This is a genomic window from Azospirillum sp. A23 (assembly GCF_042938965.1).
Taxonomy (GTDB): domain Bacteria; phylum Pseudomonadota; class Alphaproteobacteria; order Azospirillales; family Azospirillaceae; genus Azospirillum; species Azospirillum melinis.
Window position 1 is genome coordinate 486,129 of record NZ_CP170667.1, and the last position, 18,628, is coordinate 504,756.

Here is an 18,628-nt window from a genome sequence, read left to right on the forward strand (position 1 = left end):
GCTGAAAACACAAAACTCCGAGACCACAACCTTTCGAGAAAGGTAAGCGCGATGACCGAGACCAACCGACCCCGCCCCGTCGTCCTCTGCATCCTGGACGGCTGGGGCTATCGCGAGGAGCGGTCCGACAACGCGATTGCGCTGGGCGAGACCCCGAACTGGGATCGCCTGTGGTCGGCCGAACCGACGGCCTTCCTCGACGCCAGCGAGGAGGAGGTCGGCCTGCCCAAGGGCCAGATGGGCAACTCCGAGGTCGGGCACATGAATCTCGGCGCCGGCCGGGTGGTCATGCAGGATCTGGTGATGATCGACCACGCCATCGTCGAGGGCGAGCTTGAGCGCAACGCGGCGCTGAACGATCTGGTCAAGGAGATGCACAAGACCGGCGGACGCGTCCACCTGATGGGCCTGCTGTCGCCGGGCGGCGTCCACTCGCACCAGGACCACATCGCCGCGCTGGCCGGCGTGCTGTCGCGCGAGGGCGTGCCGGTGGCGGTCCACGCCTTCACCGATGGCCGTGACGTTCCGCCGCAGAGTGCGAAGGATCAGGTCGCCGAGTTCATGGCCGACGTCTTCGAGCTGCCGGGCGTCGAGGTGGCGACCGTCATCGGCCGCTATTACGCCATGGACCGCGACAAGCGCTGGGACCGCGTCGCCAAGGCCTATGCCGCGATGACCAGGGCGGAAGGCGAACGCGCCGCCGACCCGATCCAGGCCATCGAGCAGAGCTACGCCGCCGACAAGCATGACGAGTTCATCCTGCCGACGGTGATCGGCGATTACGCCGGCATGAAGGACGGCGACGCCATCCTGATGGCGAACTTCCGCGCCGACCGCGCCCGCGAAATCCTGGCCGCCTATGTCGAGAAGGATTTCGACGGCTTCCCGGTGGCCAGTTCCCCGGCCGGTGGCGCGCCGAAGCTGGCCGCCGTGGTCGGCATGGTCGAATATTCGTCGGCGCTGGCGAAGCTGATGACCACCATCTTTCCGCCCAAAACCCTGACCAAGGTGCTGGGCGAGGTGGTTTCCGAGGCCGGATTGAAGCAGTTGCGCATCGCCGAGACGGAGAAGTATCCGCACGTCACCTTCTTCTTCAACGGTGGCGAGGAGCGGGTCTATGAGGGCGAGGACCGCATTCTGGTCCCGTCGCCGAAGGTGGCCACCTACGATCTCCAGCCGGAGATGTCGGCCTCGGAAGTGACCGACAAGCTGGTCGGCGCCATCGATTCGGGCAAATACGACCTGATCGTCGTCAACTTCGCCAACCCCGACATGGTCGGCCACAGCGGCATGCTGGATGCCGCCATCAAGGCCGTGCAGGCGGTCGACAGCAGCGTCGGTCAGGTGGAGGCCGCGGTGCGCCGTGCCGGCGGCACCATGCTGATCACAGCCGACCACGGCAACTGCGAGTTGATGAAGGACCCGGAGACCGGCGGCCCGCACACCGCCCACACGCTGGACAAGGTTCCGCTGGTGCTGGTCAACGGCCCGGCCGGCGCCCGCATCGACAGCGGCCGTCTGGCCGACATCGCTCCGACGCTGCTCGACCTGCTGGGCCTGCCCAAGCCGACCGAGATGACCGGCCGCAACCTGCTGGTCCGCACCGCCGCCCGCGCGGCGGCGGAATAGCGGATGGCGCGGAGCGGTCCCTTCGCCCTTGATGCCCCCTCTCCCCCCCGGGGAGAGGGTCGGGGTGAGGGGGGCGCGTGGCGTGGAGTCGCGGGAGGGCCGGCGCTTCAATTTACATCCCGCGATGCATCCCCCTCACCCAGCCCTCTCCCCACTATCGGCGGACCTTCGGGCCGCCTGTCGCGTCAGCGCAAACTTCGTTTGCGCGTGAGCGGGGGGGAGAGGGTATCCGGAGCGGGAGAGGGATTGGTTAAAGGCTTCGTCGTTATCGCCGGCCTGATCCTCGCCCAGCCGGCGAACGCCCAATCTGAAGCTCCCAAGGACACGCTGAAGCGGGTCGAGCAGCAGCTTCAGACCGGCAAGCAGCGCCAGCAGCAGCTGGAACGCCAGTCCCAGGCGCTCCAGACCGAACTCGACACCCTGCGCGGCCGGCTGATCGCGCTGGCCGATCAGGCGCGCGGGCAGGAACAGACGCTCGACCAGCTGGAAGACTCGCTCACCGCCCTGGAGGGGGAGGAGCGCGAGCGCTCCGCCGGTCTCGACGCCGAGCGGCAGCAGATCGCCACCCTGCTGGCCGCCCTCCAGCGGCTGGCGCGGATTCCGCCGGAGGCGGCGCTGGCTCGGCCGGAAAGCCCCGTGGACACCCTGCGCTCCGCCCTGCTGCTGCGCGACGCCGTGCCGGCGCTGAGGGCGCGGGCCGATGCGCTGTCCCAGGCGCTGACCGCGCTGGCCGACACCCGTGGCAAGCTGGTCGACCAGCGGGCGAAGGCATTGGCGGCGCGGGTGGCGCTGACTGAAAAGCAGGACGAGATGAACCGCCTGGTCGCCCGGCGCGAGGAGCTGTCGCGCCAGACGGAGGAGGAGCGCGTCCAGGTCGGCCAGCGCATGGCGGATTTGTCGGGGCAGGCCACAGACCTCCGCCAGCTGATGGAGCGCATCGAGGCCGAACGCCGCGCCGCCATCGAAGCCGCCGCCCGCCGTGAAGCCGAGCGGCGCGAGGCGGAACGCAAGGAAGCCGCCAAGCGCGAAGCGGAAAAGCGCGAGGCCGAGCGCCGCCTCGCCGCTCAGAAGGAAGCCGAACGCAAGGAGGCCGAACGAAAGCTGGCCGAACTGCGCGCCGCCGAACAGAAAATCGCCGAACAGAAGGCCGCCGAGGAAAAGCGCGCGAAGGACGAGGCCGCCAGGGAGGCGGCACGCGAACGCGAGCTGGCCGCGAAGTCTCCTGATGGCCCGCCGGCCGTCTCCGGCATGGTTCTGCCGGCCGCCGGCAAGCTGACGACCCGCTTCGGCGAGGCCGACCGCTATGGCGCGACCAGCCGTGGCGTGACGGTCCAGACCCGGGCCGGAGCGACCGTGGTGGCGCCGCGCGGCGGCACGATCGTGTTCGCCGGTCCCTTCAAGGGCTATGGCCTCATCTTGATCGTGGAACACGGCAACGGATATCATAGTTTGATTGCGGGTTTGGGCCGGATCGAAACGGCCGTCGGGCGTAAGGTGGCCAGCGGGGAACCGCTGGCGGTCATGCCGCCGGATGGCAATCCGGATCTCTATTTCGAGCTGCGACGAAACGGCCAGCCGATCAATCCGCAACGCGGGTTCGGCGCCCCGGAGGGGAAAGGACAAGGGTAGATGAGGATGTTCAAGCGCGCCGCAACGGCGGCAGCTCTGGTGTTTCTGGGCGCCGGCGTCGCCACCGTCACTGCTCAGTCCAGCAATTCGTCGGACACCTACCGGCAGCTGAACCTGTTCGGCGACGTCTTCGAGCGCGTCCGCGCCGAGTATGTCGAGCCGGTGACCGACGAACAGCTGATCGAATCGGCGATCAACGGGATGCTGACCTCGCTCGACCCGCATTCCAGCTATCTGAACAAGAAAAGCTTCCAGGACATGCAGGTCCAGACCCGCGGCGAGTTCGGCGGGCTGGGTATCGAGGTGACGATGGAGAACGGCCTGGTGAAGGTCGTGTCGCCCATCGACGACACCCCGGCCTTCCGCGCCGGCCTGCAGCCGGGCGACCTGATCGTCCAGCTGAACGGCGAGGCGGTGATGGGCCTCAGCCTGAACGAGGCGGTGGAGAAGATGCGCGGGCCGGTGGGCAGCGAGCTGAAGGTCACCGTCCGCCGCGGCGAGGCGGGAGAGCCCTTCACCGTGTCGCTGACCCGCGCCGTCATCAAGGTGCAGTCGGTCCGCTTCCGCACGGAAGGCGACATCGGCTACATTCGCGTCACCAGCTTCAACGAGCAAACGCAGAGCGGGCTGGAGAAGGCGATCTCCTCCATCCAGCAGCAGCTGGGCGACAAGCTGAAGGGCTTCGTGCTCGATCTGCGCAACAATCCGGGCGGTCTGCTCGACCAGGCGGTTTCGGTCTCCGACACCTTCCTGGAGAAGGGCGAGATCGTGTCGACCCGCGGCCGGCGCGCCGAGGAGGGCACCCGCTTCAACGCCAAGCCGGGCGACCTGATCAAGGGCATGCCGCTGGTGGTGCTGATCAACGGCGGTTCGGCTTCGGCTTCCGAGATCGTCGCCGGCGCCCTGCAGGACCACAAGCGCGCGATCATCATGGGCACCCAGAGCTTCGGCAAGGGATCGGTGCAGACCATCATCCCACTGCCCGGCCATGGCGCCATGCGTCTGACCACGGCGCGCTACTACACGCCGTCGGGACGCTCGATCCAGCAGCTCGGCATCACCCCGGACATCGAGGTGCATGTCGCCAAGGTGGAGGATCTGGACAGGAACGTCATCCGCCGTCGCGAGGCCGATCTGAAGGGCGCGCTGGTCAACCCCGACGCCGGCAACAAGGCGCCGCGTCCGGCCACCACGAACCCGGCCGCTCCCGGCACGCCGGCTGCCCCGAACCCGGCAGCGCCGGCTCCGGGACCGGGCGCAGGTGCCGCCCCGGCGGCTCCCGGTGCTGCTCCCGGTGCTGCCCCTGCTCCGGGCGCCGCTCCCGCCCCGGCCGAGGGTGCGGCGGCGGAGGGGACGGAGCCGCCCTTCGACTTCCAGCTCGCCCGCGCGCTGGATCTGCTGCGTGGCGTCGCCCTGTTCCAGCAGCGCTCCGCGGCGCGCTGACCGGAGCGAACGACGGTGAAGGCTCCCGCCCTGCTCGGTCGTCTGCGGTTCGATGTCCGGGGCCTGCGCCCCGGGCTCGGCTGGCTGCGCCGTTTCCGTCGCAATGGAGACGCCCCGGCAGGGCGGCCGCGCAAGCCGCTCTCCAAAGCCCTGCTGGGTGCCGTCGCCGCGGTGGCGCTCGCCTATGCCGGCTTGGTCGGTTGGCTGGCGCTGAACGGCGGGGCGACGCGGGACGCGTGGCAGGCGTCGATTCCGTCTACGACGGTGGCGGTCGCCCCGCTGCCGCCACCTCCTCCGCCGGAGCCAAAGGTTGCGGCATCGGCGGTTCCGCCGCCGCTGCCGACCGATGCCGCCCCGCTGCCGTTGCCGGGTGTTCCGGCGGCGGCGGTGACGCTGGTCCCGGCCCCGGTGCCGGGATTGGTGGAGGACAGCCGCAACGGCCCGCTGCCGCGCATTGCCCAGGATGGGCGCAAGCCCTGGCAGGTCTATGCCCGGCCATTCCCGGCGACCGACAAGCGGCCACGCATCGCCATCGTGATGTCCGACCTCGGGCTCAGCGGCGTCACCACCGGCAATGCGCTGGCGAAGCTGCCGCCCGGCATCACGCTGGCTTTCCTGCCCTACGCCGAGCGGCTGGACGACTGGGTCGAGCGTGCCCGCACCAAAGGGCACGAGGTGATGCTGTCGGTGCCGATGGAGCCGCTGAACTACCCGCGCGACGATCCCGGCCCCAATGCGCTGCTGACCATGCTCGGCCCCGACCGCAACATGGAGCGGCTGGAATGGTCGCTGGGCAAGGCGGTGGGCTATGTCGGCATCACCAGCACCACCGGCAGCAAGTTCACCGCCAACCCGGCGGCGATGCAGCCGTTGATCGACGCGCTGAAGGCCCGCGGCTTGCTGCTGGTCGATGCCCGCGCCAATCCCAAGAGCGTCGCCGGGCCACTCGCCAATCTGGCCGGCGTGCCGCGGGCGCTGGGCGACCGCGTCATCGACCGTGACCTGTCGCGCGGCGCCATCGACGACCAGTTGCGCGAATTGGAAGAGCTTGCCAAGACCAACGGCGCCGCCGTCGGTTTCGCCTCCCCCTATCCGACGACGATCGAGCGCCTCAATCTCTGGATGACCGCTCTGGCGGATCGTGGCATCGCGCTGGCCCCGGTGTCGGCTGTGGTCAATATCCAGAAATAGCGCGCCAACCGGCTCCGCATTCCATCCGCTTGAATGCGACAACGCGCGCCGGGCGGATGCACGCCTATGTCTTGCGCGATTGCGTCCTATGCGAGAATATCCGCGCCGGTTTTCGAATTGGCGGAGAGGGCGGATGTTTCATCCGGAAGCGCTGGAGCCCATTGTCGCGTTCCTGCGTGGCATCGGCATGCAGGTGGAGTATGGCGACGCTGCCCATGGCGGCTTCCTGCCCGGTGTGAACATCCAGGCCGGGGCTCTGCATGTCGATCCGGAGACGCTGCTGGGGCCGGGCGACCTGCTGCACGAGGCGGGGCACATCATCGTCCTGCCGCGCCGATACTGGCCGTCGCTGGGGCGTGACGTGCAGGAGGACATCGACAGCATCCTCGCCGACCAGACCGCGCGCGACGGAACCCCCGACCCGATCCTGACCAGGGCCGCCCGCCAGGGCGAGTTCATGTCGCAGGCCTGGTCCTACGCAGTGGTCCAGCATCTGGGCCTGCCGCAGGAATGCCTGTTCTTTCCCGGCTCCTACCGGTGCAGCGGCTATGAGGGCATCCACCCGATGCTGGCCTGGATCGAGCAGGGAACCCATTCCGGCCTGATCAATCTGGCGCAAGCGGACTTCACCGGCTATGCGGGGATGTTCGCATTCATGGGCGACAACGGGCTGCCCCCGTTCCCGCGGATGGCAAAGTGGACGTTGGACTGAGAGCGCGGCCGGCAGCACCCTCTCATCCGCAAAGTGCATCCCAATCCAGCGACCCCGGATCCTCGACCAGATGGTCCACCGTGTCGAACACCACGGCGGGGTGCTGGGGCCAGGCGATGGTCAGCATGCCGGCAGCCTTGGCGCTGCGGGCGCCAGTGGGGCTGTCCTCGATCACCGCGCAGGCTTCCGGCGGCAATCCCAGCATCTGCGCCGCCAGCAGGTAGGGCTCCGGATGCGGCTTGCCGTTGGCAACGTCTTCGCGGGCGATGCTGAAGCGGAAATGCGGGATCGCCATCGCCTGCATGTTGGCGTCGACGATCATCCGCCCGCCGTTCGACACGCAGGCCTGGGCCAGCCCGCGGGCGGCGAAGGCGTCCACCAGGGCGAAGGCACCCTCGCGCGGGCGCACCCGGTCGACGTTGGCGACATACTGGGTGTTGATCTCGTCGGCCCAGGCATGCAGGTCGATGGGGAAGGGGCGGCGGGCATGCAGGGCGGCATAGATTTCGCGGAAGGCCACGCCGTGCATCGACCGGCAGTCCTCCTCGCTCAGCTCATGGCCATAGCCGCGGCAGACATCGACGGTGATCTGCTGGTGCCAGGGCTCGCTGTCCATCAGCGTGCCGTCGATGTCCCACAGGATGGCGCGGATCGGGGTGCGCGACATCACGGTCACCGCACCACCAGATCGTCGCGGTGGATCATCTCGTCACGCCCCTGATAGCCGAGGATCTCAGGGATCTCGGTGCTCTTGTGGCGCAGGATCTTGCGGGCGTCGTCGGCACTGTAGGCGACGAGGCCGCGGGCGACCTCGCGCCCCTCCTGCGTGCGGACGATCACCACGTCGCCGCGGTCGAAGTCTCCCTGCACGGCACTGACGCCGGCGGGCAGCAGGCTGGCACCGTGGGACAGGGCGCGCATGGCGCCGTCATCGACCACAAGCACGCCGGTGGCGTTGACATGGCCGGCGATCCAGGCCTTGCGGGCGCTGGTCGGCTCGGCCGACGGCAGGAACCAGGTGCAGAGCGCGCCGCCATCCTCCGGCCGCTGCTCCAGCGCCGCCAGCGGGTTCATGCGCTTGCCCTTGGCGATGACCATGCGGCAACCGGCCGACAGGGCGACGCGGGCCGCGGCGATCTTGGTCACCATGCCGCCGCTGCTGTAGCCGGGGGGCGGCTCGCCGGCCATGCCCTCGATCTCCGGCGTCAGTTCGCGCACGGTGGGGATGTGGCGGGCGTCCGGGTCCTTGCGCGGGTCGGCGGTGTAGAGGCCGTCGATGTCCGACAGCAGCACCAGCGTGTCGGCGCTGACCATCTGTGCGACGCGGGCGGCCAGCCGGTCGTTGTCGCCGAAACGGATTTCGGCGGTGGCGACCGTGTCGTTCTCGTTGATGACGGGAACCGCGCCCAGCTTCAGCAGCGTGTCGATGGTGTTGCGGGCGTTCAGGTGACGCCGCCGCTCTTCCGTGTCCTCCAGCGTCACCAGCACCTGGGCGACGGTGACGTCATGGCGGGCCAGCGTTTCCTGATAGGCGTGGGCAAGGCGGATCTGGCCGGTGGCGGCGGCGGCCTGCTTCTCTTCCAGCTTCAGCGCCCGGCCGACGAGGCCCAGATGCTCCCGCCCGCAGGCGACGGCGCCGGAGGTGACGATAACCACCTCCTGCCCCCGTTTGCGGCAGGCGGCGACGTCGTCGGCCAGCGCGTCGAGCCAGTCCCGGCGGATTTGCCGGGTTTCCCCGTCGACCAGAAGGGCCGAACCGATCTTTACGACCAGCCGGCGGGATTCGAGAAGGGTAGGGGCGTCAAGCGCCATGGCGGGAGGTTCCGTCCGTATCGTCGTCCGAACCGTCCTCTTCGCCCTCCGGCTCCTCTCCGTCAAGAGCTTCGTCCGAGTCGCCTTCCTGCCCCTCGCCGTCCAGTTCCTCACCCTCTTCGAGTTCGCCCTCTTCCAGGGCGTCCTCTTCGAAATCCTCTTCCTCGAGATCGTCTTCCTCGCCGCCGACCCATTCGCCGGTTTCATCGTCCCACTGCATCTCACCGTCGTCGGGCAGCTTCTGGCCGACCGGCGGGCGCGGGATGGAGCGGGTCGCCGGGGCGTTGATGACCTCGGGCTCTTCCGCCTTCGAGTCCTTGATGACCGTCAGCAGACGGTAGAGCACCTGCTTCACGCCCTGGCCGGTGGCGCCCGACAGCACCATGACCTCGGCGCCCGATGCCTCCTCCAGCGCCGCCTTCTTCTCCTCGATCTCCTCGTCCAGCAGGGCGTCGGACTTGTTCAGCCCAATGACTTCCGTCTTGTCGGCGAGGTTGCCGCCATAGGCTTCCAGCTCGTTCCGGATCGTGCGGTAGGAGGCGACGACATCGTCGGCCGTGCCGTCGATCAGGTGCAGCAGGATGCGCGAGCGTTCGACGTGGCCGAGGAAGCGGTCGCCCAGCCCATGGCCCTCGTGCGCGCCCTCGATCAGGCCGGGAATGTCGGCGATGACGAACTCTTCGTCACCGGCGCGGACGACGCCCAGGTTGGGGGCCAGCGTGGTGAAGGGGTAGTCGGCGATCTTCGGCTTGGCCGCGGTGGTGGCGGCCAGGAAGGTCGACTTGCCGGCATTGGGCAGCCCAAGCAGGCCGGCGTCGGCGATCAGCTTCAGCCGCAGCCACACCCACTGCTCCTGCCCCGGCCAGCCGGGGTGGAACTTGCGCGGCGCCCGGTTGGTCGGCGTCTTGAAGTGCGCGTTGCCGTGCCCGCCGTCGCCGCCGCGCAGGAAGACGCGGCGCTGGCCGGCCTCGGTCAGGTCGCACAGCACGGTTTCCTGGGTCTCGTCCAGGATCTGGGTCCCCACCGGCACCTTCAGGACGACATCCTCGCCGCGCGCGCCGTTGCGGTTGCTGCCCATGCCGTGATGGCCGCGCTGCGCCTTGAAGTGCTGCTTGTAGCGGTAGTCGATCAGCGTGTTCAGGCCGTCCGCCGCCTCGATGATCACGTCGCCGCCGCGACCGCCGTCGCCGCCGTCCGGGCCGCCGAACTCGATGAACTTCTCGCGCCGGAACGCCACGGCACCGGGGCCGCCGTCACCGCTCTTCAAGAACACCTTGGCCTGATCGAGAAACTTCATCGGGGGACCTTGCCCGTAAACGGAAGGGAAACCGGCGGCGGGACGGCACCGGACTGAAAACGAAAATCGGGGAGCCGGTCGCCCGGTCCCCCGATTTTATCCCACAAGCGTGCAGGCCTGCGACACAGGCCGCGCAACGACCTTACTGGTTGTTCGGCCCGATCACTCGGCGGCGACGGCCGGAACTTCCTGGTCGTTGGCCGGAACGACGTTCACGAAGGTGCGGCCGTTCGAGCTGTGCTTGAAGTAAACCTGACCGTCGGCCATCGCGAAGATGGTGTGGTCGCGGCCGAGGCCGACATTTTCGCCCGGGTGGAACTTCGTGCCACGCTGACGGACGATGATGTTGCCGGAGACGACGTTCTCGCCGCCGAAACGCTTCACGCCGAGACGGCGACCGGCGGAGTCACGGCCGTTGCGGGACGAGCCGCCTGCCTTTTTGTGTGCCATGGGGTGTTGCTCCTAATACTGAAGATGCGCCTGGAAGCTTGACCGGAAGCCCCGGATCAGGCCGCGCCGTTGATGCCGGTGATGCGCAGGACGGTCAGGTCCTGGCGGTGGCCGTTCTTACGGCGATAGTTCTGGCGGCGCTTCTTCTTGAAGACGATGATCTTCGGGCCGCGATCCTGGGCGACGACCTCGGCGAGGACCGAGGCGCCGGCCACGGTCGGGGTGCCAATGGTGGTGTTGCCTGCGTCGCCGACCATCAGCACGTCATCGAGCGTGATGGAGGCGCCAGCATCGGCCTCGAGCTTCTCAACACGGATCACGTCGCCATTGGCGACCTTGTACTGCTTGCCGCCGGTGCGGATCACTGCAAACATTGTCGTCACTGCCTATGTCAAAACAAACGGCGGGCTTCTCGCCCACCGTTCGATGCGCAAGCCCGTTCATGGGAGCGACGATCTATACTCAAGGTGGCCTGAGAGTCAACAGGGATACGGCCGAAAAGCTTCGCATTTTTCTGCAAAAAAGGCTTGCGCGGCCGGAGGCGTTTATATAGGTTCCGCCCACCCCGCCAAACGGGGCAGCGGATGGGTGGCAGAGCGGTTGAATGCACCGCACTCGAAATGCGGCATACCCTCGCGGGTATCGGGAGTTCGAATCTCCCCCCATCCGCCATTCTCTCTCACGAGAGAGTAAATTGCAAAGCGCCAGCCGCACCGGCTAGGCGCTTTTTTCTTGTCCGGTTTCTGGCCGCCTTCGTCTCGGCTGCCTTTCTCTCGGCCGCCCCGGTCTTTTCCGGTTGGGCATCCCCTTTTTCTCCGGGCCGTCGCGATGGCCGTTCCCCCGGCTGGTTTGTTGGTCATCTCAACGCCAACGCCCAGATCCCTTCGGTGCGATCCGCCAGGGATGCGACCGGAGGGGTGCCGCCATATGAACACGCTCAGCCGTCACGATGGGTGCCTGCGCTTCTCCTATGTCGTCGACGGCGGCCTGCGCGTCGAAGGCACCCACGATCCGGCGGAGCAGGTGCTGGTCCTGAAGGTGACGGCGCCGCAGGGGCGGGTGATCCATATGGATGCGATTCCCTGCGACGACCCCCGTGTCATCCTGGCGGCGCTGCGCGAATGGGGCGAGCCGCCGGAGGAGGTGCGCGACGCTCTGCCTGCGCTGGGCGGCAACGCAATCCTGCTGGAGACGCGGCTCGGCGACTCGGTGCGCGCCTCTGTCCGCCGCCATGGCATGAAGGTGGAGGTCGTCTTCATCGACGGCGATGGCCGGCGGCTGGCGGAGTTGCGCGCCGGCAGCCTTGAGGCGCTCGACGCCAAGGCCGGCGGACTGCTGCGCCTGTCGCAGCGGACCCGCACGGTGCTCAGCGCCTGGCTGTCGGCCGAACCGCTGTGGCTGGCGGCATTCCTGTTGGGCGGGCCATTCCTTGGCGCTTTGCTGATCGTTTTCGGGGCGCAGGTATCGCCGGAACAGGTGCTGGTCACCGCCTATGCCGGGGCCGCCGGGCTGGTCGCTGCCTTTGAGCTGCTGCGCGCCGGTTACGCCGAGTGGGTGCTGGCGCCGCCGGACAGTTTTCCACGTCAGTGATCTCCGACATTTAGTTGACATCACGGATCTTCCGTTTGACGGAAAAACAAGCCCCGACGCTGTGGCGCCGGCATCGGGAGTCCGACCATCGCCCCGCCCATGACTGGGCCAAACGACTGGGAGGACATCACATGACGCACGCTCGATACTGGATCGCCGGCTGCGCGATTTCCCTTCTGTGCGCAGGCACGCTCTCGATGGCGTCCGCCGCGGATCCCGCGCTGGAAGGCGCAGTGCGCAAGGCGGTCAGCCAGCAGGCCCAGCCCTGGCTGGCCGATCCGGCGGTGGTGGGCGCGGTGAAATCGCAGAACAGCAGGAATGCCGGCATCGCCCAGGCCAAGATCGACGAGATGGACAACAGGTGGAAGGCGGCGGCCAAGGCGGGAGGCGCCAACCCGGCCTTCGATGAGGTCTCGGCGAATGCGGTGTCCAAGCAGCTGAAGCAGGTCGTCGCCGGCAGCAATGGCCGGATCGTCGAAATTCTTCTGATGGACGACCATGGGCTGAATGTCGGCCAGACCGCCGGGACCTCCGACTTCTGGCAGGGCGACGAGCCGAAATGGCAGAAGATCTTCACCGGCAATGCCGATCTCTACATGACCGACCCGGAGAAGGACGACAAGACCGGCGCCATGCTGACCGAGGCCAGCGTTCCGGTGATGGACCCGGCGGGCAAGCAGAAGATCGGCGTGGCGATGATCGTTCTGGACACCGCGAAGCTGGGCCAATAGGCGCCACCCACAGCGGCGGTTCAGCAAAGCAAACGGCGCCCCGGATGGTCCGGGGCGCCGTTTTCATGTCCGCTTCGGGAGCGGACGGACCGCGTCAGGGCGTCAGGCCGCCTGTTGGGTCAGCGCGGGGGCCGGAGCAGGCGCCTCGACCTCCACCGCCTGGGTGCCGGTGGCGTTGACGATCGGAATGCTCCGCGGCTTCATCGCTTCGGGTACCTCGCGCGCCAGCTCGATGTGCAGAAGGCCATTCTGAAGAGACGCACTGGTCACCTTGATGAAATCGGCCAGCTGAAAGCGGCGCTCGAACGCGCGCCCGGCGATACCCCGGTAGAGGAATTGGCCGGTCGGCTCGTCCTTCTTAGCTTTACCAGTGACGGTCAACGAGTTCTGGTGAGCGACGATGCCGAGGTCGTCCAGACCAAAGCCGGCAACGGCCATGGTGATCCGGTACGAATCTTCGCTCAGCTTTTCGATGTTGTAGGGCGGATAGGACGCCGCCTCGTCACCGGTGGTCGCGGTCTCCAGCAGACGCGACAGGCGGTCAAAACCGACGGTGGAACGGAACAGCGGCGAAAGGTCGTAGCTACGCATGACATATCCTCCGAAAGAGCGATACGGCCACCGAGGACCACGGTCTGGTCGGTCCTCGAAGGTGGGGTTGGAGGCGGACCCCGTATGGGCATCCGCCTGACGAGCGAGAGATAATCGATGCTTTTTCCTGTTCAAGAGGGCGGTCGCACGAACGCCGGCCAGACCCCGCCTGGGGTTGCCGGGTACCGCCCAGTCACCAATTGTTAATCAGTTGCGGCAAGGCTCACGCTAGGGCCGTAAGTCCGCGGGAGGGGGCCGACGACCATGACTTCGCACACCTTCTTCTTCAACGGTCCCTACGACGAGACCATGGCCCTCTTGATCGAGGCGCGGAATTACATCGCCTATCATGATGCGGCCGAACACCGGAAGCTGCCGCCTCAGGTGCGCTTGCAGATTTCCTACGAATCCATGCGGGTGACCAGCCGCCTGACCCAGGTGATGGCGTGGCTGCTGGCGCAGAAGGCGGTTCATGCCGGCGAGATGTCGAAGGAGCAGGCGGCGAGCGAGGATTTCGCGCTGTCCGGCGGCGAGATCTGTTCCGACCCCAGCGGCCCCGACAACGAGGAACTGCCGTCCGGCCTGCGCAGCCTGCTGGAACGCAGCCACAGCCTCTATATGCGTGTCCACCGGCTCGACGCTATGGTCCGCGCCGATGTGGAGCGCGAGGCCGCCGCGGCGGCTGTGGGGTAAGCTTGCGGTGGGGTGAAAGGCAGCCGCCGCGCCATATGCAAACGGAAAAGCACAAACGAAAAGGGCGTCCGAACCGGTCGGGCGCCCTTTTCGCATCGGCAGGATAGAAGTGCGGTAACGCTTACTTCTTGAGGCCGAAGTTCGCGAAGCGCTTGTTGAACTTGGCGATCTGCCCGCCGGTGTCCAGCAGCTTCTGCACACCGGTCCAGGCCGGGTGAGACTTCGGGTCGATGTCGAGGCGCAGCGTGTCGCCCGGCTTGCCCATGGTGGAGCGGGTCGTGAACGAGCTGCCGTCGGTCATGACCACGGTGATCTCGTGATAGTCGGGATGGATGTCAGTCTTCATGGCCGGGGTTCCTGCAAAGCGAGCGGCGTCTATACCAAAACGCCTTCGCCGGTGCAACCCCGGAATCGAGCCTCGTTCGCGGAGTCTTCGGCGGGTTCCAAGGCCATTTCTGCGGCGGTTTCGCCCGTCCATCGCCTTGTTGGCGTCGCCGCACCGCGCTATATGCCACCGATCCGCATCAATAACCCCAACAGACAAGCGGGAACCGCGTGGCTCGCCAACCCTCCCCCGACATGATCGCCGCCTCCGCCCGTGGCGAGGCGGATGCCCGCCGCCGCGACCTCGGCCCCCTGCGCCGGCTGGTGCCGTTCCTGCTTCCCTACAAGTGGCGCATCCTGGGCGCCATGGTGGCGCTGACCGTGGCCGCCGGCACCGTGCTGGGGCTGGGGCAGGGGATGCGGGTGCTGATCGACCAGGGTTTCGCCGGCGGCGACACCTCGCTGCTCGACCGCTCGCTTCTAGTGCTGCTGGCGGTGATCGCGCTGATGGCGGCCTCGACCTATGGCCGCTTCTATCTGGTCAGCTGGATCGGCGAACGGGTGGTCGCCGACATCCGGCGCGCCGTCTACGACCATGTGCTGACCCTGTCGCCCGGCTTCTTCGAGACGACCAAGACCGGCGAGATCCTGTCGCGCCTGACCACCGACACCACGCTGTTGCAGGTGGTGGTCGGCTCGTCCGCCTCCATCGCGCTGCGCAACGCGCTGCTGTTCCTCGGCGGCACCGGCATGCTGCTGATCACCTCGCCCAAGCTGACCGGGCTGGTGGCGCTGGTGGTTCCGCTGGTGGTGGCACCGATCATTTTCTTCGGCCGGCGGGTGCGCAAGCTGTCGCGCGACAGTCAGGACCGCATCGCCGACATCGGGTCCTTCGTGGAGGAGACGCTGGCCGCCATCCGCACGGTCCAGGCCTACACCCACGAGGCCATCGACCGCACCCTGTTCGGCAAACGGGTGGAGGAGGCCTTCGACGTCGCCATCCGCCGGGTGCGGGTGCGGGCGGTGATGACGGTGATCGTCATCGTTCTGGTCTTCGGCGCCGTCGGCATCATCCTGTGGATCGGCGGTCATGACGTGGTGGCGGGGCGCATCACGCCGGGCCAACTGTCGGCCTTCGTCATCTATTCCGTGGTGGTCGCCGGATCGGTCGGCGCCATCAGCGAGGTGATCGGCGACCTCCAGCGCGCGGCCGGCGCCACCGAGCGTCTGTTCGGCCTGCTGTCCGTCGAGTCGGATATCCGTGCCCCGGCCGCACCGAAGCCGTTGCCCAGCCCGGCGGCGGGAGCGCTGTCCTTCGACAATGTCCGCTTCCACTACCCGTCGCGCCCCGACTGGGCGGCGCTGGAAGGCTTCTCGCTGGATGTGAAGCCGGGCGAGCGGGTGGCTCTGGTCGGCCCGTCGGGGGCCGGCAAATCGACGGTGTTCCAGCTTCTGCTGCGCTATTACGACCCTCAGGCCGGTTCGGTGCGGCTCGACGGGGTCGATGTGCGCGATGCCGATCCGGTGGATGTGCGCCGCCGCCTCGGCCTCGTCGCGCAGGACCCGGTGGTCTTCTCCGCCAACGCCTGGGAGAACATCCGCTACGGCCGGCCCGACGCGTCGGATGCCGAGGTGCGCGCCGCCGCCGAGGCCGCCCATGCGCTGGACTTCCTCGATGCGCTGCCGGAGGGGTTCGGCACCTTCCTGGGCGAGAAGGGCGTGCGGCTGTCGGGCGGCCAGCGCCAGCGTCTCGCCATCGCCCGCGCCATCCTGCGCGACCCGCCAGTGCTGCTGCTGGACGAGGCGACCAGCGCGCTGGATGCCGAAAGCGAGCGAATGGTGCAGGACGCGCTCGACCGGTTGATGCATGGCCGCACCACCCTGATCGTCGCCCACCGGCTGGCGACGGTGCTGAACGCCGACCGCATCGTGGTGATGGACAAGGGCCGCGTGGTGGAGACCGGCACCCATGGCGAGCTGGTGGCGCAAGGCGGGCTCTATGCGAGGCTGGCGGCATTGCAGTTCGACCGCGCGGACGGGGTGGCCTAAGGGGGGACATCGACGCCTCCGGCCGACCGCGCTACCCTTGCCGCCATCCCCAGCCCTGTGAGGCAATGCGATGGCGCGGATATCGGCGGGCCGCCTGATGGCGGTGATGGTGAAGGAATTCATCCAGATGCGGCGCGACCGGCTGACCTTCGCCATGATGGTGGGGGTGCCGATCCTGCAACTGATCCTGTTCGGCTTCGCCATCAACTCCGACCCGAAGGCGCTGCCGACCGCGCTTCTGGTCGCCGACTCCAGCCCCTTCGTCCGGACGCTGGTCGCGGCGATGGAGAATTCCCGCTACTTCGCCATCACCCGGACCGCCACATCGGAGGCCGAGATCGACCGGCTGCTGGCGGAAGGGGAGGTGCAGTTCGCCGTCACCATCCCTCCCGGCTTTGCCCGCGACCTCCAGCGCGGCACCCGCCCGGTTCTGCTGGTGGAGGCCGATGCCACCGACCCGGCGGCGACCAGCAACGCCCTGTCGGCGCTGACCGCCATCGCCCGCCAGGCGCTGAACCCGGACCTGACCGGGCCGCTGGCGACCTTGCGAACCGGTCCCGACCCGGTCGAACTGCGCGTCCACCGCCGCTACAACCCGGAAGGCATCACCCAGTACAATGTGGTGCCCGGCCTGATGGGCGTGGTGCTGACCATGACCATGGTGATGATGACGGCGCTCGCCGTCACCCGCGAGCGGGAGCGCGGGACCATGGAGAACCTGCTGGCGATGCCGGTGCGCCCGTTCGAGGTGATGCTGGGCAAGATCGTGCCCTTCGTCGTCGTCGGCTATGTCCAGGTGCTGCTGATCGTCGTGGCGGCGCGGCTGCTGTTCGACGTGCCGATCGTCGGCAGCCTGGGCCTGCTGTCCGCCGTGCTGATTTTGTTCATCGCCGCCAATCTGGCCGTCGGCTTCACCTTCTCCACGCTGGCGCGCAACCAGTTGCAGGCGATGCAGATGTCCTTCTTCTTCTTCCTGCCGTCGATGCTGCTGTCCGGCTTCATGTTTCCCTTCCGCGGCATGCCCGGCTGGGCGCAGGCGGTGGGGGAAATCCTGCCGCTGACCCATTTCCTGCGCATCGTCCGCGGCATCCTGCTGAAGGGGAACGGGCTGGCGGAGATCGCGGCGGAGGTGCTGGCGCTGGCCCTGTTCTTGACGGTGGTCATGGTGGTGGCGCTGAAACGCTATCGCCAGACGCTGGATTGAGCCGCGGGAACCGCCATGGGGCGCACCACCGATGGCCCGGCTTTGCGCCTATCCGTTCAGTTGTGGCGCCGGGGTGCCTCCTCCATCATTCCTTAACCACGACTCCGCTATAGCCGTAACAGTGGCGGTGCTGGCGACGGCGATGCGGGGGGCAGAGATGGGTTTTCGCGCTTTTGGCGGGCGTGCCTTCAAACTGGTCGCGTGCGTCGGGCTGGCTGTCGCCCTGCTGGCGGCGGGCGAGGCCGACGCCAAATCGCGCAAGAAGAAGCCGGTGCCGATCCCGGCCTATGCCACCAGCGTCGCCTGGGGGGCGGTGACCGGCCCCTCGCTGGGAGCGGCCAAGTCCATCGGCGGCTATGCCGCCGGCTGCATCGCGGGTGCCCGTGCCCTGCCGCCGGAGGGCGTCGGCTATCAGGTGATCCGCCTGTCGCGCCAACGCAATTATGGACATCCGGTGCTGGTCGACATGCTGCGCGACTTCGGGCAGCGGGTGGCGCTCTCCGGGCTGGGCACCGCGCTGATCGGTGACATGGGGCAGGCGCGCGGCGGGCCGATGCCGTCGGGCCATGCCAGCCACCAGATCGGCCTGGATGCCGACGTCTGGCTGCGTCTGGACCTGCCGCCGATGGGCCGTGCCGGCCGCGAGCGGCTGGACGAGATCAAATATGTCGATTACGACCGTATGCGGGTCACCGAGGACTGGTCGGACCGTCAGGCGAAGATGATCCAGATCGCCGCCAGCGATGCCCGTGTCACCCGCATCTTCGTCAACCCGGCGATCAAGCTGGCGATGTGCCAGCGCAGTTGGGCCGACCGCAGCTTTCTGAACAAGCTGCGCCCCTGGCACGGCCATGACGGTCACATGCACATCCGGCTGGGCTGCCCCGCCGGCAGTCCGCAGTGCGAGCAGCAGGATGCCCAGCCGGAAGGCGACGGCTGCGGGGACGAGCTGATGTCCTGGCTGGACAGCGCCGCTCCCGCCATCGAGCATCCGCCGGGCTACAAGCCGGAGCCACGGGTGGTCCGCAAGATGCCGGCAGCCTGCGCTCCCGTGCTGAATGCGGCAGGCACCCGCATGGCATCGCTGGCCGACTCCGCCGCGGCGCCGGCCAAGGCCTCGCGCTGACGGGTTGGCGTGTTTCCGCGGAGAAATTTTTCCACTTGCATGCAATTAACGTCCGTCTAACCTGACATCGGCGAGATTCTTGTGGATGGAGTGTCCGGTGTGTGTCGGACAACCGCAAGGATGCTGCGCCGGGTGCTGCCGGCCGGGGGTGGTCGGC

General features: G+C 67.9%; 18 protein-coding genes and 1 tRNA gene. 12 read left to right on the plus strand and 7 right to left on the minus strand.

From position 1 onward, the window contains the following. Positions 1-51 precede the first annotated feature (51 nt). The 5 genes from gpmI to ABNQ40_RS19630 all read left to right on the plus strand — a co-directional run bounded on the left by gpmI (position 52) and on the right by ABNQ40_RS19630 (position 6,604). Entirely contained in the window at positions 52-1,629 is a 1,578-nt protein-coding gene (gpmI, locus tag ABNQ40_RS19610) for a 2,3-bisphosphoglycerate-independent phosphoglycerate mutase (RefSeq protein WP_109048970.1), read from the plus strand. Positions 1,630-1,875: 246 nt separating this feature from the next. After that, on the plus strand, positions 1,876-3,258 hold the full coding sequence (locus tag ABNQ40_RS19615) for a murein hydrolase activator EnvC (RefSeq protein WP_109048971.1): 1,383 nt from the start codon (positions 1,876-1,878) through the stop codon (positions 3,256-3,258). Beyond that, positions 3,259-4,701 (plus strand): S41 family peptidase, encoded by a 1,443-nt coding sequence (locus tag ABNQ40_RS19620; protein WP_109048972.1) that lies wholly within the window; start codon positions 3,259-3,261, stop codon positions 4,699-4,701. It abuts the gene before it with no gap. 15 nt (positions 4,702-4,716) lie between these two features. Then, positions 4,717-5,892, plus strand: a complete 1,176-nt coding sequence (locus ABNQ40_RS19625; RefSeq protein WP_391348630.1) for a divergent polysaccharide deacetylase family protein — start codon at positions 4,717-4,719, stop codon at positions 5,890-5,892. A gap of 133 nt (positions 5,893-6,025) precedes the next feature. Beyond that, a complete protein-coding gene (locus tag ABNQ40_RS19630) occupies positions 6,026-6,604 on the plus strand; it encodes a hypothetical protein (RefSeq protein WP_109048974.1) in 579 nt (192 codons plus the stop codon). A gap of 22 nt (positions 6,605-6,626) precedes the next feature. On the opposite strand, the gene ABNQ40_RS19635 is transcribed toward ABNQ40_RS19630, so the two are convergent. The 5 genes from ABNQ40_RS19635 to rplU form a co-directional block, all read right to left on the minus strand. After that, positions 6,627-7,271 (minus strand): HAD family phosphatase, encoded by a 645-nt coding sequence (locus ABNQ40_RS19635; RefSeq protein ID WP_109490834.1) that lies wholly within the window; start codon positions 7,269-7,271, stop codon positions 6,627-6,629. A gap of 5 nt (positions 7,272-7,276) precedes the next feature. Continuing rightward, the gene (gene proB / locus ABNQ40_RS19640; RefSeq protein ID WP_098739206.1) at positions 7,277-8,416 is read right to left on the minus strand and encodes a glutamate 5-kinase; all 1,140 of its coding nucleotides are present in this window, start codon (positions 8,414-8,416) and stop codon (positions 7,277-7,279) included. Continuing rightward, positions 8,406-9,713 (minus strand): GTPase ObgE, encoded by a 1,308-nt coding sequence (gene obgE / locus ABNQ40_RS19645; RefSeq protein ID WP_109048976.1) that lies wholly within the window; start codon positions 9,711-9,713, stop codon positions 8,406-8,408. Before obgE ends, proB begins: the two co-directional genes overlap by 11 nt. 162 nt (positions 9,714-9,875) lie before the next feature. Then, positions 9,876-10,163: a 50S ribosomal protein L27 gene (rpmA, locus tag ABNQ40_RS19650; RefSeq protein WP_109048977.1), complete on the minus strand. Its 288-nt coding sequence runs from the start codon at positions 10,161-10,163 to the stop codon at positions 9,876-9,878. A 56-nt stretch (positions 10,164-10,219) separates the two neighbouring features. After that, entirely contained in the window at positions 10,220-10,537 is a 318-nt protein-coding gene (rplU, locus tag ABNQ40_RS19655; protein WP_391348635.1) for a 50S ribosomal protein L21, read from the minus strand. 208 nt (positions 10,538-10,745) lie between these two features. Here rplU and ABNQ40_RS19660 point away from each other — a divergent pair. The 3 genes from ABNQ40_RS19660 (at position 10,746) to ABNQ40_RS19670 (ending at position 12,484) form a co-directional block, all read left to right on the plus strand. Beyond that, positions 10,746-10,835: transfer RNA gene (locus ABNQ40_RS19660), tRNA-Ser, on the plus strand. Between the two features lie 255 nt (positions 10,836-11,090). Then, on the plus strand, positions 11,091-11,753 hold the full coding sequence (locus tag ABNQ40_RS19665; RefSeq protein WP_391348638.1) for a hypothetical protein: 663 nt from the start codon (positions 11,091-11,093) through the stop codon (positions 11,751-11,753). Between the two features lie 131 nt (positions 11,754-11,884). Further along, positions 11,885-12,484 carry a PDC sensor domain-containing protein gene (locus ABNQ40_RS19670; RefSeq protein ID WP_391348639.1) on the plus strand — a complete coding sequence of 200 codons (600 nt, stop codon included), beginning with the start codon at positions 11,885-11,887 and terminating at the stop codon, positions 12,482-12,484. 102 nt (positions 12,485-12,586) lie between these two features. Here the strand turns inward: ABNQ40_RS19670 and ABNQ40_RS19675 are convergent, their stop codons facing one another. After that, positions 12,587-13,075 (minus strand): Hsp20 family protein, encoded by a 489-nt coding sequence (locus ABNQ40_RS19675; protein ID WP_391348641.1) that lies wholly within the window; start codon positions 13,073-13,075, stop codon positions 12,587-12,589. A 264-nt stretch (positions 13,076-13,339) separates the two neighbouring features. Between ABNQ40_RS19675 and ABNQ40_RS19680 the strand changes: the two genes are divergently transcribed. Next, positions 13,340-13,768, plus strand: a complete 429-nt coding sequence (locus ABNQ40_RS19680; RefSeq protein ID WP_098739216.1) for a DUF1465 family protein — start codon at positions 13,340-13,342, stop codon at positions 13,766-13,768. Between the two features lie 121 nt (positions 13,769-13,889). On the opposite strand, the gene rpmE is transcribed toward ABNQ40_RS19680, so the two are convergent. Beyond that, complete coding sequence (rpmE, locus tag ABNQ40_RS19685) at positions 13,890-14,114, minus strand: 50S ribosomal protein L31 (protein ID WP_012974887.1); 225 nt, start codon at positions 14,112-14,114, stop codon at positions 13,890-13,892. A gap of 233 nt (positions 14,115-14,347) precedes the next feature. Here rpmE and ABNQ40_RS19690 point away from each other — a divergent pair, with 233 nt between their 5' ends. The 3 genes from ABNQ40_RS19690 to mepA all read left to right on the plus strand — a co-directional run bounded on the left by ABNQ40_RS19690 (position 14,348) and on the right by mepA (position 18,471). After that, positions 14,348-16,141 (plus strand): ABC transporter transmembrane domain-containing protein, encoded by a 1,794-nt coding sequence (locus ABNQ40_RS19690; RefSeq protein ID WP_199235492.1) that lies wholly within the window; start codon positions 14,348-14,350, stop codon positions 16,139-16,141. A 70-nt stretch (positions 16,142-16,211) separates the two neighbouring features. After that, positions 16,212-17,345 (plus strand): ABC transporter permease, encoded by a 1,134-nt coding sequence (locus tag ABNQ40_RS19695; protein ID WP_109048982.1) that lies wholly within the window; start codon positions 16,212-16,214, stop codon positions 17,343-17,345. 157 nt (positions 17,346-17,502) lie between these two features. After that, positions 17,503-18,471, plus strand: a complete 969-nt coding sequence (mepA, locus tag ABNQ40_RS19700; protein WP_247879688.1) for a penicillin-insensitive murein endopeptidase — start codon at positions 17,503-17,505, stop codon at positions 18,469-18,471. The last annotated feature ends 157 nt before the right edge of the window (positions 18,472-18,628 follow it).

What these genes read in the sequence shown, in the direction of transcription:
- ABNQ40_RS19630 (WP_109048974.1), top strand. Translation starts at nt 6,026, where the DNA reads ATGTTTCATCCGGAAGCGCTGGAGCCCATTGTCGCGTTCCTGCGTGGC.
- ABNQ40_RS19620 (WP_109048972.1), top strand. Translation starts at nt 3,259, where the DNA reads ATGAGGATGTTCAAGCGCGCCGCAACGGCGGCAGCTCTGGTGTTTCTG.
- ABNQ40_RS19690 (WP_199235492.1), top strand. Translation starts at nt 14,348, where the DNA reads ATGATCGCCGCCTCCGCCCGTGGCGAGGCGGATGCCCGCCGCCGCGAC.
- rpmE (WP_012974887.1), bottom strand. Translation starts at nt 14,114, where the DNA reads ATGAAGACTGACATCCATCCCGACTATCACGAGATCACCGTGGTCATG.
- ABNQ40_RS19695 (WP_109048982.1), top strand. Translation starts at nt 16,212, where the DNA reads ATGGCGCGGATATCGGCGGGCCGCCTGATGGCGGTGATGGTGAAGGAA.
- mepA (WP_247879688.1), top strand. Translation starts at nt 17,503, where the DNA reads ATGGGTTTTCGCGCTTTTGGCGGGCGTGCCTTCAAACTGGTCGCGTGC.
- ABNQ40_RS19670 (WP_391348639.1), top strand. Translation starts at nt 11,885, where the DNA reads ATGACGCACGCTCGATACTGGATCGCCGGCTGCGCGATTTCCCTTCTG.
- rplU (WP_391348635.1), bottom strand. Translation starts at nt 10,537, where the DNA reads ATGTTTGCAGTGATCCGCACCGGCGGCAAGCAGTACAAGGTCGCCAAT.
- proB (WP_098739206.1), bottom strand. Translation starts at nt 8,416, where the DNA reads ATGGCGCTTGACGCCCCTACCCTTCTCGAATCCCGCCGGCTGGTCGTA.
- gpmI (WP_109048970.1), top strand. Translation starts at nt 52, where the DNA reads ATGACCGAGACCAACCGACCCCGCCCCGTCGTCCTCTGCATCCTGGAC.
- ABNQ40_RS19665 (WP_391348638.1), top strand. Translation starts at nt 11,091, where the DNA reads ATGAACACGCTCAGCCGTCACGATGGGTGCCTGCGCTTCTCCTATGTC.
- obgE (WP_109048976.1), bottom strand. Translation starts at nt 9,713, where the DNA reads ATGAAGTTTCTCGATCAGGCCAAGGTGTTCTTGAAGAGCGGTGACGGC.
- ABNQ40_RS19675 (WP_391348641.1), bottom strand. Translation starts at nt 13,075, where the DNA reads ATGCGTAGCTACGACCTTTCGCCGCTGTTCCGTTCCACCGTCGGTTTT.
- ABNQ40_RS19680 (WP_098739216.1), top strand. Translation starts at nt 13,340, where the DNA reads ATGACTTCGCACACCTTCTTCTTCAACGGTCCCTACGACGAGACCATG.
- rpmA (WP_109048977.1), bottom strand. Translation starts at nt 10,163, where the DNA reads ATGGCACACAAAAAGGCAGGCGGCTCGTCCCGCAACGGCCGTGACTCC.
- ABNQ40_RS19635 (WP_109490834.1), bottom strand. Translation starts at nt 7,271, where the DNA reads ATGTCGCGCACCCCGATCCGCGCCATCCTGTGGGACATCGACGGCACG.